The organism is Lysinibacillus sp. AR18-8, assembly GCF_001705465.1.
GTDB classification, from domain to species: domain Bacteria; phylum Bacillota; class Bacilli; order Bacillales_A; family Planococcaceae; genus Lysinibacillus; species Lysinibacillus capsici.
Genome location: NZ_MDGU01000026.1, coordinates 22,240 through 40,072 on the forward strand (window position 1 = coordinate 22,240; position 17,833 = coordinate 40,072).

15 protein-coding genes and 1 other annotated feature are annotated in these 17,833 nt (G+C 37.1%); of the genes, 8 read left to right on the plus strand and 7 right to left on the minus strand.

Annotation, left to right across the window (positions count from 1 at the left end; genetic code table 11):
• Positions 1-36: 36 nt before the first annotated feature.
• Entirely contained in the window at positions 37-1,596 is a 1,560-nt protein-coding gene (locus tag BFM98_RS18020; RefSeq protein ID WP_066038088.1) for a glutathione ABC transporter substrate-binding protein, read from the minus strand.
• A 182-nt stretch (positions 1,597-1,778) separates the two neighbouring features.
• Between BFM98_RS18020 and BFM98_RS18025 the strand changes: the two genes are divergently transcribed.
• From BFM98_RS18025 to BFM98_RS18055, 7 genes are read left to right on the plus strand one after another with little or no spacing between them, the layout of a single operon-like run.
• Complete coding sequence (locus BFM98_RS18025) at positions 1,779-2,681, plus strand: ABC transporter permease (protein ID WP_048391122.1); 903 nt, start codon at positions 1,779-1,781, stop codon at positions 2,679-2,681.
• A gap of 14 nt (positions 2,682-2,695) precedes the next feature.
• The gene (nikB, locus tag BFM98_RS18030) at positions 2,696-3,616 is read left to right on the plus strand and encodes a nickel ABC transporter permease (protein WP_048391119.1); all 921 of its coding nucleotides are present in this window, start codon (positions 2,696-2,698) and stop codon (positions 3,614-3,616) included.
• Positions 3,617-3,631: 15 nt separating this feature from the next.
• Entirely contained in the window at positions 3,632-4,645 is a 1,014-nt protein-coding gene (locus tag BFM98_RS18035; protein ID WP_066038089.1) for an ABC transporter ATP-binding protein, read from the plus strand.
• On the plus strand, positions 4,642-5,634 hold the full coding sequence (locus BFM98_RS18040; RefSeq protein WP_066038090.1) for an ABC transporter ATP-binding protein: 993 nt from the start codon (positions 4,642-4,644) through the stop codon (positions 5,632-5,634). The genes BFM98_RS18035 and BFM98_RS18040 overlap by 4 nt, the downstream gene beginning before the upstream one ends.
• A gap of 37 nt (positions 5,635-5,671) precedes the next feature.
• On the plus strand, positions 5,672-6,424 hold the full coding sequence (locus BFM98_RS18045; protein ID WP_048391114.1) for a sensor histidine kinase: 753 nt from the start codon (positions 5,672-5,674) through the stop codon (positions 6,422-6,424).
• Between the two features lie 38 nt (positions 6,425-6,462).
• Complete coding sequence (locus BFM98_RS18050) at positions 6,463-7,161, plus strand: response regulator transcription factor (RefSeq protein ID WP_004226027.1); 699 nt, start codon at positions 6,463-6,465, stop codon at positions 7,159-7,161.
• A 22-nt stretch (positions 7,162-7,183) separates the two neighbouring features.
• Entirely contained in the window at positions 7,184-8,422 is a 1,239-nt protein-coding gene (locus tag BFM98_RS18055; RefSeq protein ID WP_244205718.1) for a permease, read from the plus strand.
• 35 nt (positions 8,423-8,457) lie between these two features.
• On the opposite strand, the gene BFM98_RS18060 is transcribed toward BFM98_RS18055, so the two are convergent.
• Entirely contained in the window at positions 8,458-9,393 is a 936-nt protein-coding gene (locus BFM98_RS18060) for a DUF4181 domain-containing protein (protein ID WP_066038092.1), read from the minus strand.
• Positions 9,380-9,901, minus strand: a complete 522-nt coding sequence (locus tag BFM98_RS18065; protein WP_066038093.1) for a sigma-70 family RNA polymerase sigma factor — start codon at positions 9,899-9,901, stop codon at positions 9,380-9,382. The genes BFM98_RS18060 and BFM98_RS18065 overlap by 14 nt, the downstream gene beginning before the upstream one ends.
• Before the next feature lie 349 nt (positions 9,902-10,250).
• Here BFM98_RS18065 and BFM98_RS18070 point away from each other — a divergent pair, with 349 nt between their 5' ends.
• Complete coding sequence (locus tag BFM98_RS18070; protein ID WP_048391105.1) at positions 10,251-11,432, plus strand: NupC/NupG family nucleoside CNT transporter; 1,182 nt, start codon at positions 10,251-10,253, stop codon at positions 11,430-11,432.
• Positions 11,433-11,567: 135 nt separating this feature from the next.
• Here BFM98_RS18070 and leuS read toward each other — a convergent pair whose 3' ends face one another.
• From leuS to BFM98_RS18090, 4 genes are all read right to left on the minus strand, one after another.
• A complete protein-coding gene (gene leuS / locus BFM98_RS18075; RefSeq protein WP_054549916.1) occupies positions 11,568-13,985 on the minus strand; it encodes a leucine--tRNA ligase in 2,418 nt (805 codons plus the stop codon).
• A gap of 86 nt (positions 13,986-14,071) precedes the next feature.
• Positions 14,072-14,282, minus strand: a binding site (T-box leader).
• Positions 14,283-14,347: 65 nt separating this feature from the next.
• A complete protein-coding gene (locus BFM98_RS18080) occupies positions 14,348-16,090 on the minus strand; it encodes a SulP family inorganic anion transporter (RefSeq protein WP_054549915.1) in 1,743 nt (580 codons plus the stop codon).
• Between the two features lie 56 nt (positions 16,091-16,146).
• Positions 16,147-16,494 carry an ArsR/SmtB family transcription factor gene (locus tag BFM98_RS18085; protein ID WP_048391099.1) on the minus strand — a complete coding sequence of 116 codons (348 nt, stop codon included), beginning with the start codon at positions 16,492-16,494 and terminating at the stop codon, positions 16,147-16,149.
• Positions 16,495-16,641: 147 nt separating this feature from the next.
• On the minus strand, positions 16,642-17,820 hold the full coding sequence (locus BFM98_RS18090) for an MDR family MFS transporter (protein WP_048391096.1): 1,179 nt from the start codon (positions 17,818-17,820) through the stop codon (positions 16,642-16,644).
• Positions 17,821-17,833 lie beyond the last annotated feature (13 nt).

The following is a 17,833-nucleotide window of genomic DNA, read 5'->3' on the forward strand; positions in this document are numbered from 1 at the left end:
CCCAATTGGTATTTTTTCGTCTATCACCAAATTTGATTACTCTACAATTTCAACGCCACTGATCATCGTGTAGTTAGATGCATCTAACCAGAAACCTTTTACAGCATTGCTGTAAACTGCTAAATGCTCATAGTTACGCACTGGAATATACACAGCTTCGTCTAACTCGATTTGCATTGCTTTTTTGTAGATTTCATTACGTGCCTCTTGGTTTGCTTCAGAACGCCCTTGCTCAATTAGCTTGTCTACTTCTGGATTTGAATAGTAGAAATGGTTTCCTGGAGGCCCCATAGATGCAGTGTGGAATAGATTGTATTGGTTATAATCAGCATCACCCGTTGCATTACCCCAACCACTAATAAAGATTTGATGCTGTTCTTTCGTAATTTCAGAAATAAATGCACCATACTCCATTACTTGAATATCAATATCTAATCCGATTCCTTTTAATTGAGATTGAATAACCTCCGCCATGTTGATACGCTCTTTACGGTCACTTGTCAGTAATTTAACTTTTGTTCCCTCTTGAACGCCAGCTTCTTTTAACAATTCTTTAGCCTTCACTACATCATAGTCATACGGTTTCGTTTCACTAGAATATCCAATAATTTTTGGACTCATTGCAGAATTTGCAAGTGTTCCTACATTATCATAAATACCGCTAATAATTGCTTCACGGTCGACAGCATAGCTAATAGCTTGACGTACTTTTACATCAGATAATAGCGTATCTTTCACGTTGAATCCGATAAATTCTACTGCTAGTCCTTCTGCACGGAATAAATTCATCGTTGAAGAATTTTCAATACGATCAATCTCTGTTACAGGTACTTGTTCAGCAATATGTGCTTCTCCACTTTCAATCATTGCTAGACGAGTAGAATCCTCTGGTACAACTTTAAATGTTACTTTATCTACTTTCGGTACAGTCCCCCAATAATCTTTATTTGAAATTAAAGTGATTTCTTGACCAGATTTCCAAGTTTCAAATACAAATGGGCCTGTCCCTACTGGATGAGTTGCTAATTCGTCCGCTGCTTCAGCAATCGCTTTCGGGCTCATCATGCTACCCTCTTGACTGGCTAAAATAGATAGAAGCGGAGCATATGGTTCTTTTAATTTCAACGTTACAACATATTCATCATCTACCACTACTTCACTAATCATAGATAATTTATCACGCTGTGGTGATCCAGTTGCAGGATCTAGAATTCGGTCAAATGTCGCTTTTACAGCCTCTGCATTAAAATCTGCTCCATCATGGAATTTAATACCTTCATTTAATGTAAATGTCCAAGTGATTTCATCTTTTTGCTCCCACTCTTTTGCAAGTAATGGAACAATTTTACGATCTCTATCAAAAGCGACAAGTGTTTCATATACCTTGCCATGAATAATATTTGCTGATGGAATATCTGTAATAAAGTGAGGATCAAGACTTGTTGCATCTGCTGCTCTTAGAACAACTAATTCTCCTCCTACGCTTTTTGATCCCTCTTTGGAACCTTCTGTACTATTATTGCTAGCAGTAGAGCAGGCTTGCAGAATAAGTACAGTTATTAGTGCCATGAATAAAAACAACTTCATTTTCTTCATCAACATTTCCTCCTTGTGTGATTTGTTCCTTACATTTCGAATTATAAAGAAATAAAATACACTTGTTTTTTAAAATTTTTACGTGTTTTTTAAATTTTCTGACTAATAAGCCATAAAATATTTACATTCTTTACGCTTTTCACTAAATTGAAATCAAATCAAATAGAAAAGGAGTATTCGATATGAATAAAGTAACAACTACAATTGATCATTCTGTTTTAGTGAATGCACGCAAGGCATCTAGAAAAAAGAATCTTGTTTCTTTCCTCAACAAAATCAAAAAGAATAAAGCAGCTGTCGTAGGAGGCATCATCATTCTTCTATATATATTGATGTTTCTTATCGGGCCCATTTTAGCCCCTTACGATCCCTACGACGTACAATTAGATCAAAAATTACAAGGACCAAGCGTTGAACATCTAATGGGAACGGATGACAAAGGGCGAGATATTTTAAGTCGAATTTTATATGGATCACGTTTATCAATTGGTGTTGGTATTTCAGCTGTTTTATTCGGTGGTACAATCGGCACTTTCTTAGGTCTTATTGCTGGCTATTATGGCAGATGGGTTGATTCTATTATTAGTCGAATTTTAGATATCATGCTTGCGTTCCCAGGTATTTTGCTAGCTTTAGCGATTGTTAGTGCATTGGGGCCGAGCCTTATCAATGTCACAATTGCTGTTGGTTTTTTCTCTATTCCTATGTTTGCTCGTATTGTACGTGGCTCAACAATGGAGGTTAAAAAATTAGAATATATTGATGCTGTCAAAACACTTGGAGCAAATGATATGACGATTTTAATTAAGCATATTTTTCCAAATATTTTATCACCCATTATTGTACAAGCATCAATGCGCTTAGCAACCGCTATTCTATCTGCAGCAGGACTATCATTCTTAGGTTTAGGTGCTCAGCCACCATCTCCTGAATGGGGTGCCATGCTTTCTAACGGACGAGATTTCCTATTTACCGCTCCTTATATGGCGCTATTCCCAGGTATTATGATTTCTATACTTGTATTAGGCTTTAACTTATTTGGTGACGGTTTACGCGATGCGCTAGACCCAAGAATGAAAAATTAAAGGAGAGAAGACACATGACATTATTTATCTTAAAACGACTAGCTCAAATTATTCCTGTAACACTTGGTGTAACGCTTGTTGTTTTTCTAATTATGCAGATGATTCCCGGAGACCCAGCGATTATTTTAGCAGGAGAAGGAGCTTCTCAAGAAACGGTTGCAGAATTACGTGAAAATTTAGGGCTCAATAAACCATTAGCAGTTCAATATACAGACTATATTAAAAATCTTCTACAAGGAGATATGGGTAACTCTTTAAAAAATAATCAACCAGTATTCGAGGAAATTACCTCCCGATTACCGATTACCATAGAGCTAGCCTTTTATAGTATTTTAATCACCATTGTTCTGGGGCTTATTGCGGGCATTATCTCCGCTATCCGTCCTTATTCATTGATGGATGTAGGATTAATGGTTGTCGCTTTATTAGGCATTTCCCTTCCAAGCTTCTGGTTAGGAATTTTATTAATGTATGTATTCTCTGTACAGTTACACTGGCTTCCTGTAGCAGGCTGGGATAGTGCCAAACATATTATTCTACCAGCTGTCACACTTGGTGCTGGTGGAGCTGCCATCGTCGCTCGTATGACTCGCTCTAGTATGTTAGAGGTTGTAAACCAAGACTATATACGAACAGCGAAAGCAAAAGGCTTAAAAGGATACATCATCATTTTAAAGCACGCATTACGCAATGCCTTGATTCCAGTTATTACAGTAGTAGGCTTACAGTTTGGTAGTTTACTTGGCGGAACAGTTTTAGTTGAATCGGTTTTCGCTGTAAACGGATTAGGACGAATGATTGTAGATGCCATTCGAACACGTGATATACCAGTCGTACAAGGTGGCGTTCTTGTTGCCTCATTAATATTTGTTTTCATTAATCTTTTTGTAGACATATTGTACCGATTCTTTAATAAACGAATGGATTTAAACTAAGGAGGGGAAAAACGGATGAAACAAGAAACCGTGTTGGAAGTAAAAAATTTACAAACCTATTTTTATTCGAGTGAAGGGGTTGCCAAAGCTGTCGATGGGGTATCCTTTACTCTTCAAAAAGGAGAAACACTGGGCATTGTTGGTGAATCTGGTTGTGGAAAATCCATGACTTCCCTGTCATTACTTCGTTTAGTACCATCGCCTCCTGGTAAAATCATCAATGGCGAAATTTTATTAAATAATACAGACATTTTGAAGCTCTCAGATGAAGAGCTACGTAAAATTCGGGGCAATAAAATTTCGATGATTTTCCAAGAGCCTATGACAAGCTTAAATCCTGTATTATCCGTTGGAGAGCAAATTGCTGAATCCATTCGATTGCACCAAGGCTTATCACGTAAAGAAGCATGGCAAAAGTCTGTCGATATGATTCGCCTAGTTGGGATTCCTGCACCCGAAAAAAGAGCGAAGCAGGAGCCTTATCAGTTAAGTGGTGGGATGCGACAGCGCATTATGATTGCCATGGCACTAGCGTGTACACCAGATGTGTTAATTGCTGACGAACCGACAACTGCCCTTGATGTAACTATTCAAGCTCAAATTATTGATATTATTCAAAACCTGCAAAAACAACTAGGCATGAGCATTATCTTCATTACCCATGACCTTGGTGTTGTAGCAGAAATCTGCGATAAGATTGCTGTTATGTATGCGGGACAGGTTGTAGAAGAAGGCACAACAGAAAGTCTTTTTGAAAAACCGCTACACCCTTATACAAATGGATTAATTCAATCATTACCAAAGCTATATGAAGACCAAGAAGAATTATCTACTATTCACGGAACTGTCCCAAGTCCCTATAATTATCCAATTGGCTGCCGTTATGCAGAACGTTGCCCATTTGCTACAGATTTATGTCGTGAACAACAGCCTGAGCTTTTGACTGTTGAGCAAGGAAAAAAGGTAAGATGCTGGATGTACAGTAATGAATGGCAAGGAGAAACACTTATGAAGGAGCTGACAGTATGACAACAGCGCAACATACACAACCACTATTACAAGTAAATGATTTAAAGCAGCATTTTTTCTTAAAAAAAGAAAAGCTCTTCGGTCCACAGCAGGTTGTAAAAGCTGTGGATGGGGTGTCTTTCGACATCATGCCTGGTGAGACGCTCAGTATTGTAGGAGAATCTGGCTGCGGAAAATCAACAACTGGTCGTTCTATTTTAAGATTAGATGAGCCTACTGCTGGAGAGGTATTATTATTCGGTAAAAATTTAGTGAATATGAACAAAAAAGAGCTTCGTGCTGCACGCAAGGACATTCAAATTATTTTCCAAGATCCCTATGCGTCCCTTAACCCACGAAGAACCATTCGTAAAATGTTAACAGAGGCCATGTCTATTCAAAAAATTGTACCACCTGAGCATCAAGAAGCACGCATGATTGAATTAATGTCTCTTGTCGGGTTACGTCCTGAGTACTTAGAGCGTTATCCACATGAATTTTCGGGTGGTCAGCGTCAGCGGATTGGTATTGCCAGAGCCCTTGCTGTTAATCCTAAAATTATTATTTGTGATGAGTCTGTTTCTGCCCTAGATGTTTCCATTCAAGCTCAAATACTAAATTTACTAAAACAACTACAAAGAGATTTAGATTTAACCTTTTTATTTATCTCACACGATTTAAGTGTTGTTCGACATATTTCAGACCGTATTATGGTGATGTATCTTGGAAAGGTCGTAGAAATTGCTGATAAGCATTCCCTTTTTACTCAGCCACATCATCCTTATACAAAAGCACTGTTTTCTTCTATACCAGTCATTGATAAGCAGCATCGTAAGGAGCGCATTATTTTAAAAGGTGACCTACCATCACCTCTTAATCCCCCTACTGGCTGTAGCTTTCACACACGTTGCCCATTCGCAACGGATAAATGTAAAGCAGAAGTGCCAGCACTACGAGCGATCACTGCAACACATAAGGTAGCTTGCCATTTCGCAGAAAATTTAGTTTAATGTATCTTACACTTACAAAATAAACGGAGAGGTCATTATGTTACAACCAGAAACCTTCAACATATATATTCTCCTATGTGTAATTGCTCCAATTATTGGAGCTTTTCTGCTTACTTTTATATTTATTTTCGAAAAGCAAATCGATAGCCTTGAGGAGGAAAAAAGAAATTTAGAGCTTGAGCAGGATTTACAAAGAGCAAATATTCTCCAGTTGAATCAGCAAATACAGCCACATTTCTTTTTTAATGCATTAAATTCATTATTAAGCCTAGCTCGCATCAATCGGAAGGAAGATTTGGTTGCGGGCATTGAGGCTTTGGCAACATTTTTTAAATTTAAATACAATAATCATGAGGTGTTAATTGCGTTAAAGAACGAGATACAATTTGTCGATAGTTATTTAAATATTCAACAATTGCGATTTGGCCATCGTTTGACTGTAAATAAATATGTTGATGATGAAGCACTATCCGTCCAAATACCACCTTTTATTCTGCAGACTATTATTGAAAATGCCTATAAACATAGCTTTGAAAAACATATAGGACCTGCAGAGCTATCCATTACAATCAAAAAAATGGATAATAGCTTATTAATTGAAATTAAAAATACACAGCCTTTAGAAAAAATAGAAATGACTACTGAACAGGTAGTAGACGAACTGCAGCAAGGTTATGGGCTCGAAAATATTAGAAAACGGCTTGAGCTCATTTATGGACTCGAAAATATTTTATTCTCGATTCAAAACAATGAACAGCATTACACTGTTACCATCCATGTTCCCGCTTAGGCATTCTATCAACTGGAAGGAGAAAGGAGTATCTCGCCATGAATATTTTAATCGCAGATGATGAGCCATTAGAGCTTGAGCAAATGATTTATTTATTAAAGCCACATTTTCCTAATTGGACCTTCCATACTGCCCAAGATGCCTCACAAGCTCTGCAATTAGCTAAGAAGCACCGTATGACTATCGCCTTTTTGGATATTCAAATGCCTGGGAAAGATGGAATCACGTTGAGCAAGGAATTAAAAGCGCTTTATGAGGTAGACATCATCATGGTAACAGCTTATCAAACCTTTGAATATGCCCAACAAGCATTGCGTATCGGGGTAAAGGATTATCTTACAAAACCAGTCATTGCAAGTGAATTAGATGCTATTGTGGAGAAATATAAGGTGTGGAGTTCTAACCATGATGCGATTCAAAGCGCACTTTCCTATATTCATGAAAACTATTATGAAAAACTGAGTCTCAATATTATTGCTGAAAAAATTCATTTGAATCCGAGCTATTTAAGTCGTAAATTTTTGGAGGAGCAGTCTATTGGCATTAATGAATATATTAATAATTATCGCCTAGAAATGGCTGTAAAGAAAATCAATGAAAATCTTGACACAAGTATGTCTGCAATTGCTGAGAGCTGTGGTTTTAATAGTCAGCACTATTTTAGTGTTGCGTTTAAGAAAAAATATAATCAATCACCACGTCAATATAAATCCTCTAAAATGAGTAAAGGTCTTTAATAGTATGCTAAGGAAGTTTTCATTGCTCGTTCCATTTGCAAGTTTAAGCACAGCAGCAGGAGTCATTATTCTTTTAGCGAGATGGATTAATGGTAATTTATTATTGTCCTCTCCTTCAGCCCTTATTTCTTTTGGTTTTATGGCGGGCATTTGTTATACATTAGCAACAGCTATTTCATTTATCATACTTGGCTCATTGCTGAATAAGAGCGATTACACACAAAATCAGCATACACAAAGCTTTTTGCTCTTTACCATACAGCGTAAATTGTCTGGAATGAATTTAAAGGTTATACGTCTATTTTACTTGTTAACAGGTATTGAACTTTGGCTTATTCAATTAATAAGCATTAGTGTATTGTCTGAAATTATGTTAAATATTCCAGTCCCTATTACACTTTTTTTCTTTTTAATCGGCATCTTACTTCTTGACCGCATCATGTCAGTGAAAAGTATACTATGGTTGGAAATTTTATTTATTATTGCTCTTTTTTCATTACTTATTTTTATCCCTATTTATTACTTTGTACTAAATGGGGCAAGCACAGTATATGAGGGTATTCGCTTATATCACCCTTATTTATTTTATTTTAAAAATAGCGAAATTCTGCTGTTCTATGTCATTATTCAACTAGCCGTTTTAGGACAAGTATTTTTTGATAAATCAACATGGTATTTAATTGCCTTTATAAAACCTAAAAAAGTACGTAGCAGTCTGTTTTCCTCAGGTGTAATTTTAGCGTTATTAACGCTATCATTTACGGCAATTTTAATGATTGCCCTATATAGCGGATCATTTGGCCAATTCCAAGTACTGATTTTTACGTTTTTATATGAAGTACAACCAGGCTTTCTGACATTTGCTTTTCTCGTCATTGTCCTATTAGCCATTGTCACAACCTTGCTTGTAGACATGCGGGCAACGAAACGTTTTTTTGTGACGAAAAGACCCTATTATTTCTATTTGATTGGCCTGATGATTATTTTATTCACCTGTTTCTTATCTATCGATTTAACGATTTTAGGTGTTATTTATTCTTTTGCCTTTCTGCACATTACCATGCTACCGTTTGTGTTAATCCTTTTATTTACGAATCGCCATATTCATAAGCATAGCTGGCTTGTCATCCTGCTATCCATCATCATTGGAATTGGTGTTGGTTTAAGCTTTAATACGCTTTACGGATTAGCTACCAGCTTTATGATCTCGAGTATTTATCAATTAATGCTTCAGACTGAAACGATGGAAAAAAATACCTGAACTCGAGATTATTCGGGTTCAGGTTTATAAGTTATTTAACTGATATAAAATAAAAATAGGATTAGTGATAGCAAGCCAACAATGGCCGAACTAATGGAAAGATAATGTCTTTTTTCCTCTCGACCATAGTAATAGTCAATGAAAATAGAGCTGAAAAGGCTGACAACTAAATATCCTCCAATGATAACAGTAAATAAAATCCACCCTTTAATTATGATCACCATGAGCATCATGGTATTCAAAATTTTAATAACCCAAACAGCACGTCTATGATGACTATTGACATACTCCTTTGGTATATTAAACATTTTCCTCATTAGTTTATCGCCAAGCATTTGGATAGCTAGAAAAATAACTAGCATAACGATTAAACCTGACATTCCAAATTTAGCATCATCATTGAGAATAAGATCTAAATAAGCCTTGGCCAAATCTTTATTTTCTACTTTATAAAATGAATTGTTATCATAATCAACAATTCCGATATCCTCGTCGTTTATGAACATTTTCAGCTTCATAACCTGACCTTTTTCAAATTCTACCCAGACATCACGTTGTAATCTAAAAAAAGTACGCTCATTCATTTGAGTCACTGTAGCTTGCTGTAATAGTTGTTGTAATAACACTTTTTCTGAACTTTGCTCCATTACTCGTTGTCCAATGACCCACCCAGGTCTTCCAGCCTTAAAGATCTCCTCATCCGAATTGTAAATCATTGTATATTTTTTTATTGATTGCTGCTGTGCTAATTGAACAATTGAAGCATGTTGCGTTTGCTCTATCTGCCCTAATGGACCGATTTCTATTATCAATAGAAACATAACTATCGCGCCTATGATAATCAATGGATATGACCAGCGTCTTGTCTTTTTAGTTTGCCGCACTTGCCGTAAAATATCCTCCTGTAAGGATTTCGTAAATCGTGGTGCTTCGCCAAGTTCTTGATCCAATTTCTCTTTAAAAGTTGTCATTCATTAACACCTCCCACTTATTATTCGCTAATTTTTCCTGTAACATTTTTCTTGCTCGATGCAATCTGGTTTTAACTGTATTTTCTGCACATGTAAGAATATCTGCAATTTCTCTAACCTTTAATTCCTGATAATAATAAAGGATGACGACTTCTCTATAAGTAATAGGTAACTCAAATAAAGCATTTGTTAATGTTGTCCGTTCATCCTGTGCTAATAGCATCGTTTCTGGTGTTCGTTTACTTGCACCAATATGCAATTTTTCCAACAGTTGATGGCGTTTATTTTTCCAGCTTCGCAAATAATCATGACTTTTATGTACAGTTATTTTAACTAAATAGGTCTTTAGAGATGCTCTTTGTTCAAAGCGATCCTGCTGCAGATAATAAGAAAAAAAGACATCCTGGACTATTTCTTCTGCCATCGCCCAATCCTTTACATAAAGATAAGCCACTCGTAAGCAATATTCTCCGTGTTCTTCCATAATGGCCACTAAATGCTCACTCATCCAAACACCTCCTATAAACATTCACCCTATAGTCGTAATCCGAACTTAGTTGGTTTCAAAAAAATCGAAAAGTTTCGTTAACATGAAGGTCATAAAAAGAAAAAATCCTCACACAATAAGAGGGTATTTTTTATGAATAGTAACTCCTAAAGAAATAACCTACATTTTTAAGAGTGAATTTATTTGTATGCCATGTTGCATACTTTTTTTCTTTTATCTATTGAATAACTAGTAAAAAAACTGTTATAGTGAGATTGTTTGTCTGACGTCTGACTAATTAAGATCTTTAGCTGTTCTTCTGAAATTGGAACATCAGGACAAAATATCACAGATACTTATGGAGGAACTTATGAGATACTTAATATCCTTTTGTGGATTGTTACTTGTTTTTGCCTTAGCTTTATTAATGAGTAAAAACAAAAAAGAAATAAAATATAAATATATAGTGATTATGTTGATCATCCAATTTTTATTGGCAGCTTTACTACTTAATACAACGGTCGGTTATGTGCTAATCAAAGGAATCACCAAAGTGTTTGATCACTTATTGTCCTATGCAAATGCAGGTATATCATTTGTTTTTGGTGGCTTAGCAAATGAAGGCGAATCACCCTTCTTTTTAACAGTTTTATTACCGATCGTCTTTATATCTGTTCTGATTGGGATCTTGCAGCATTTTAAAATTCTTCCTTTTCTGATGAAATGGGTAGGTTTATTTTTAAGTAAAGTAAGTGGCATGGGGAAATTGGAATCCTATAATGCTGTTGCTTCTGCTATGGTAGGCCAATCCGAAGTGTTCATAACTGTTAAAAAGCAATTAGATAAGATTGCACCACAACGTATGTATACATTATGCGCTTCTGCTATGTCGACTGTTTCGATGTCAGTAGTTGGAGCTTATATGACGATGATTGAGCCAAAGTATGTTGTTACGGCCATTGTATTAAACCTGTTTGGTGGATTTATTATTGTTTCCATCATTAATCCATATACTGTGGATGAAAAAGAAGATATCTTAACAATTGAAGATGAACAGAAGCAAGCGTTCTTTCAAATGATTGGCGAATATATTATGGATGGCTTTAAAGTAGCCATCATTGTTGGGGCAATGCTTATTGGTTTCGTAGCATTAATGGATTTAATCAATTCATTATTCGATATGATTATCGGTATATCTTTCCAAGAAATATTAGGCTATATCTTTGCGCCAATCGCTTTCCTAATGGGTATCCCATGGGCAGATGCTGTGGCTGCTGGCGGTATTATGGCAACCAAATTAGTAACAAACGAATTTGTTGCTATGATTAACCTTGGCGATGTTGCCGAGTCCATGAGTGAACGTACATTAGGTATTATTTCTGTATTCCTCGTATCTTTTGCCAACTTTTCATCAATCGGGATTATTTCGGGAGCTGTAAAAGGTTTGAATGAAAGGCAAGGGAATGTCGTTGCTCGATTTGGACTAAAGTTGTTGTACGGTGCTACACTCGTAAGTATCCTAACAGCTATTATTGTGGGATTGATTATTTAATTGTATCAGGAGCTATTTATTGAATTGCACTCAGTTAGATGGATGCAGTCCTTATTTTACTGCTTAAGCTCTAAATTAAAAAATGTACATTACTAAAATTGAATTTAGTAATGTACATTTTTACTTTATATCTCTTTATTTTACGACAATATTGACAAGTTTGCCTGGAATAACGATGATTTTCACTAAGCTCTTTCCTGCCATGTATTCTTGAACCTTTTCATCGGCAAGTGCTACTTTTTCAATATCCTCTTTTGAAGCATCTTTTGCTACGACGATCTTAGCACGAACTTTACCAGCAACTTGTACAGCAATTTCTACTTCATCATCCACAAGCTTTGCTTCATCATATGTTGGCCATTGCTCATAAGAAAGAGTTGAATCGTGTCCTAATAGTTGCCATAGTTCTTCTGCAATATGCGGAGCGATTGGAGCTAGCATTTTCACAAAGCCTTCAGCATAAGTCGTTGGAATCACATCAGCTTTATAGCAATCATTAATAAAGACCATCATTTGTGAAATAGCTGTGTTAAAGCGGATGCCTTCATAATCCTCTGTCACTTTTTTCACTGTTTGGTGGTATGATTTTTCAAGTGATTGATCGTTAGACACTTGAATTTTTGCTGAAATTGCGCCATCTTCTTCACTGACAAATAGACGCCAGATACGGTCTAAGAAGCGACGTGCTCCATCTAAACCATTTGTAGACCATGCAACAGAAGCCTCTAGTGGGCCCATGAACATTTCATATAAACGTAATGTATCGGCACCATGTGACGTAATGATTTCATCTGGGTTGACAACATTGCCCTTAGATTTAGACATTTTCTCGTTACCTTCACCTAGAATCATTCCCTGGTTAAATAATTTTTGGAATGGCTCTTTTGTATGGACAACGCCTAAATCATAGAGAACTTTATGCCAGAAGCGAGCGTATAGTAAATGTAATACAGCATGCTCCGCACCACCAATATAAATATCAACAGGTAACCAACGTTTTAGTAACTCTGGGTCTGCAATCGCCTCTGTATTTGTAGGGTCGATATAGCGTAGGAAGTACCAGCTCGAACCTGCCCACTGCGGCATTGTATTTGTTTCACGACGTCCTTTTTTACCTGTCTCTGGATCGACAACATTTACCCATTCTTCAATATTTGCTAATGGTGATTCACCAGTACCTGATGGACGGATATTATCTGTTTTTGGTAGCATTAAAGGTAATTCTGATTCTGGAACTGGCGTAATCGTGCCATCTTCCCAATGAATCATTGGAATTGGTTCACCCCAATAACGCTGACGGGAGAATAACCAGTCACGTAGACGATAAGAAATTTTCTTCTCCCCTACACCTTTTTCCGCTAACCATTCAATGGCTTTTGCAATGCCATCTGCTTTATTTAAGCCATTCAGGAATTCAGAGTTAATATGTTGACCATCACCTGTAAATGCTTCTTTGCTAATGTCTCCACCTTCAAGTACAGGAACGATGTCTAAGCCAAATTCAGTTGCGAATTCATAGTCACGTTCATCATGTGCTGGCACCGCCATAATAGCACCTGTACCATAAGACACTAACACATAGTCAGCAATCCAAATCGGCACTTTTTTACCGTTTATCGGATTCACTGCATAAGCACCTGTAAATACACCTGTTTTTTCTTTCGCTAAATCTGTACGCTCTAGGTCAGATTTCATTTTAACTTTCTCTAAATAAGCCTCAACAGCTTGGCGTTGGTCAGCTGTTGTAATTTGTTCCACTAATTTATGCTCTGGTGCAAGCACACAGTATGTAGCACCAAACAATGTATCAGGACGTGTTGTGAAAACTGTGAAGTTTTGATCAGAACCGTCAATGGCAAATGTCACTTCTGCCCCTTCTGAACGGCCAATCCAATTGCGTTGCATATCTTTAATAGATTCAGGCCAATCAACTTCTTCTAAGTCATCGATTAAACGATCAGCATAGGCTGTAATTTTAAGCATCCACTGCTTCATTGGTCTGCGTTCTACTGGATGACCACCACGCTCTGATTTCCCATCAATTACTTCTTCGTTAGCTAATACCGTGCCAAGTGCTGGACACCAGTTAACAGCTACTTCATCCACATAAGCTAAACCTTTCTTATAAAGCTGGATAAAAATCCATTGTGTCCATTTATAATACTCTGGATCAGTTGTGTTAATTTCGCGATCCCAATCATAGCTGAAGCCTAGCTCTTGAATTTGACGTTTAAATGTCGCAATATTTTTAGCTGTAAATTCAGCTGGATCATTCCCTGTATCAAGTGCATATTGCTCAGCTGGTAAACCAAAAGCATCCCAGCCCATTGGATGAAGTACATTATAACCTTGCATACGTTTAAAGCGTGATAGAATATCAGTTGCCGTATACCCCTCTGGATGGCCTACATGTAGTCCTGCGCCAGATGGATAAGGGAACATATCTAAAGCAAAGAATTTAGGCTTCGCTGTTTCATTTTCAGTTTTAAATGTTTTGTTATCAGCCCAATATTGCTGCCACTTTTTTTCAATTTGTTCATGATTAAAACTCATTTTTTTTCCTCCTTCGATTGATCGTGCTGCTCTCCATCATAATTGACAAAATATTTAAAAAATAAAAAAACTCGCCCCTTTCTTATAGAAGGGACGAGAGAATTTGTACTCCCGCGGTACCACCCAAATTAGTGATTACACTCGGCTCAAGCTTCCTTAACGCGGAAGAAACGACACACGCTGTTTCACGCGGGCAGACTCAGAAGGCGAGTTCAACTTGCATTCTTACTAGCTCCCACCAACCGCTAGCTCTCTAAAAAGAACCACAAATCTACTATTCCTCATCACAGTCTTTACATGATATTGCATTTATTCTAATGGAAAGTATTGAAAAGCACAAGCCTTTGTTTACAGCTTACCCATTACTGAACAATTAAATCCTTTTCTTCCTTAGACTTTGATAAATCCTGACATTCATGAAAAGCAAAGTGCTGACAACCAATACATTGATTGACGTTTAAATAATGGAAAGCTTTTGTAATCGCTTCTCCAGTATGCTGAAAAAAATGCTGCGCGCCTATTTTATCGTAAAGTCCATTGTGCTGAAGAGCATCCTTTAAATCTCCTTGCACACCCGTTACCAAAATAGTACCGCCCTGTGCTGTATAATTTTCAATGATATTGCTAAAATATGCTTCTCCAGTAGAATCCATAAAGGGCACTTTCCCCATCCGTAATATCAAAACTCTTGGTTGCTGATGCAAAGTACTTTCAATCGTTTGTTCAAACATTTGTGCAGCACCAAAAAACAACGGCCCTTCAATTGTGTACATACTAATTTGCGGGCAATCATGCTGCTGATGCACTACATGTGGCTGTACCTTTTCACTTTTATTTGAATGATCTGGAAGTACTTTTGTAACAACAAGCTTTTCACTCATGCGTTTCGCAAATAATAGCACAGCCAGCACAAGCCCTACCTCAACTGCTAATGTAAGACTAGTGAATACCGTTAATAAAAAGGTAATCAATAATACCAGTGAGTCGCCTGATTTTAATTTTGCGATATGTGAAAAATGATGTCGTTCACTCATATTCCAAGCTACGACCATCAATACCGGAGCCATGCTTGCTAACGGAATATGAGATGCATATGGAGCTAATAACAATAATGTGATTAAAACAAACACACCATGAATGATACCCGACATAGGAGATACTGCGCCTGTTTTGATATTGGTCGCTGTGCGTGCAATGGCGCCTGTTGCTGGAATACCACCGAATAAAGGCGTCACAATATTAGCAATCCCCTGACCAATTAACTCACGATTACTGTTATGCTTACTATTTGTCATCCCATCCGCCACAACTGCCGATAATAGAGACTCAATACCACCTAGCATTGCAATGACAAACGCTGGGCCAATAAGTTGTTGTAATCGTTCGAGCGTGATGTTTGGTAAGGCGAAATGAGGTAATGTATTAGGAATTTGCCCATAAGCCGTTGCAATGGTAGCAACTTGTCCTGAAAAGAAGAAAGTTGCCATAAGTGTAGAGACAACGATACCCGCTAATGCTCCTGGAACCTTTGGAAAAAACTTTGGAGTTATCATTATTGTCGCCAAGCATACGACAGCAGTAAGAATACTATACGTATTTGTCGTACCAAGCTGCTTAATGATTTCCTGTATGTTGGCGATAAAATATTCATGCCTTTTAACATTTGTGAGCCCTAGAAAGTTAGCGATTTGACCTGTAAAAATAATCACTGCTATCCCTGCTGTAAAACCAACTGTTACAGGACGTGGAATAAACTTAATTAAAGTCCCTAACTTAAAAAAGCCCATGACACAAAGCAATACCCCTGCCATTAAACCCGCAAGTAATAAATCTTCATAACCATAGGTAAGAACAATCCCCAATAGAATTGGCACAAACGCCCCCGTAGGCCCACCTATTTGATATTTAGAACCTCCAAAGAGAGAAATAAGAATACCTGCAATGCAAGCCGTATAAATCCCATATTCAGGTTTCACACCCGATGCTATGGCAAAGGACATGGCAAGTGGAATAGCAACGATTCCCACAATAATCCCTGACAATAAATCCTTCTTTACATGTTGAACTGAATATCCTTCAAAGCGTCCTGTAAACAGTGACTTCATAGATAAATCTTCCCTTCGAAATAATAAGCAAAGCCCAATTTTTCATCATCATTGATTTACTTATTCTCTTCGTCACCTTCATTACTTGTCATTTCCTCTAATCTCGAAATGGTATTAACCAAATGGTTATTAAAAATATCCTTTGCCACCCCAAGTAATGCACCAATCATTGGGTCACTTAAAGAATAATAAACTTTTTTTCCTTCCTTCACGCCATAAACAATATTTTTAGCACGCAATACACTTAATTGCTGAGAAACGGCAGAACCCTCTTTCTCTAAGCAATCTTGAATCTCATTGACACTTTTCTGTCCATCTACAAGGAGTTCAAGTATTCTGATGCGTAACGGATGTGCTAATGCTTTGAAAAAATCCGCTTTAAACTGTTGTAAGCCCTCGTCCATAAAAAACCCCTCCATATAACTACATATTCAAATATTTGAATATGTATGATTGTAATCCTGTCACAACATTTTTTCAATATCTACTATTAAAAAAAGAACAAAAACAAGTGCTTAACACTCGTTTTTGCTCTTTTCAGTGCGACATTATTAATCTGCTACTATTTTGTTCTTCTTTAAAGGATAATCGTATGTTAAACATGGAATAATCGCCAATAGTACGATGACCACCAATGTTAAAACGAGAGGAATCATGCCAAATTGATCTACCATAATACCACCAAATAGTGGACCAATCATCCGTCCTCCAGTAGCAGCACTATTGATAATCCCTTGATAGAATCCTTGTCGACCTTTTGGTGCCAGTTGATTAGCAATTGTTGGTAATGCTGGCGTATAAAACATTTCGCCAAATGTTAAGACAAGCATCGCTGCTCCAAACATTTTAAAATCGTTTGCAAAGGCAATAATACCAAAGGAAAGTGCAATCAGCGTTACACCAAATACTAACTGACGCTTTAAATTGTGTTCCCACCGCTTTACGAGCGGTGCAATGAGTGGTTGCCCAATGACAATTAGAAGACCGTTGATTGTCCAAAGTAGGCTATATTGCTTTAATCCCAATCCTAAATCTTGTGTATAAGATGAAATGGTTGCACTCCATTGAGAATATGCTAGCCAGCATAAAACGGAGGATGCACTAATTATTAACAAAGCATAGAAAGGTGCCTTGTTTACAATTCGTTTACTTTCGCTCAAGACATTTTTAGGTGCAATACTGCCCGCCTCCAAACGCTTAAATGTAAATAAGGCAATGAAAAAGAATAAAATATACATACCTAAATTCACTTTAAACACATAGTCAAATTGATAATCTGCCACTATACCGGCAAGGGCGGGACCTACGGCAACACCGACATTTTGTGCTAAATAGATAGTATTAAAAGCCTTACGTCCACCTTCTGGCCAGGCAGCCCCAGCTAAGGCAAACATACCTGGGAAAACAATGCCCCCACTAAAGCCTAGTATCGTTAAAAACCACACATAATGTGGCCAACCGTGCCAAATTGTTAAGCCAATTAATGAAGCAATCGTTAACAGGATACCAAGCATAATAGCTTTATAGCCACCAATTCTATCAAATAAGTAACCACCTAATAGATTACCTAATACTCCAGCAGCAGAATTCAGCATTAAGACAAAACCAGCCATAGCTAAAGATTTGCCTAAATAATCATGCATATAAATGGCATTCAAAGGCCATAAAAAAGAGTTGCCTGTTGTGTTCACAAGCATTCCGATAATTAAAAACCAAACACGTTTTGGCATAGGATGACCTCCA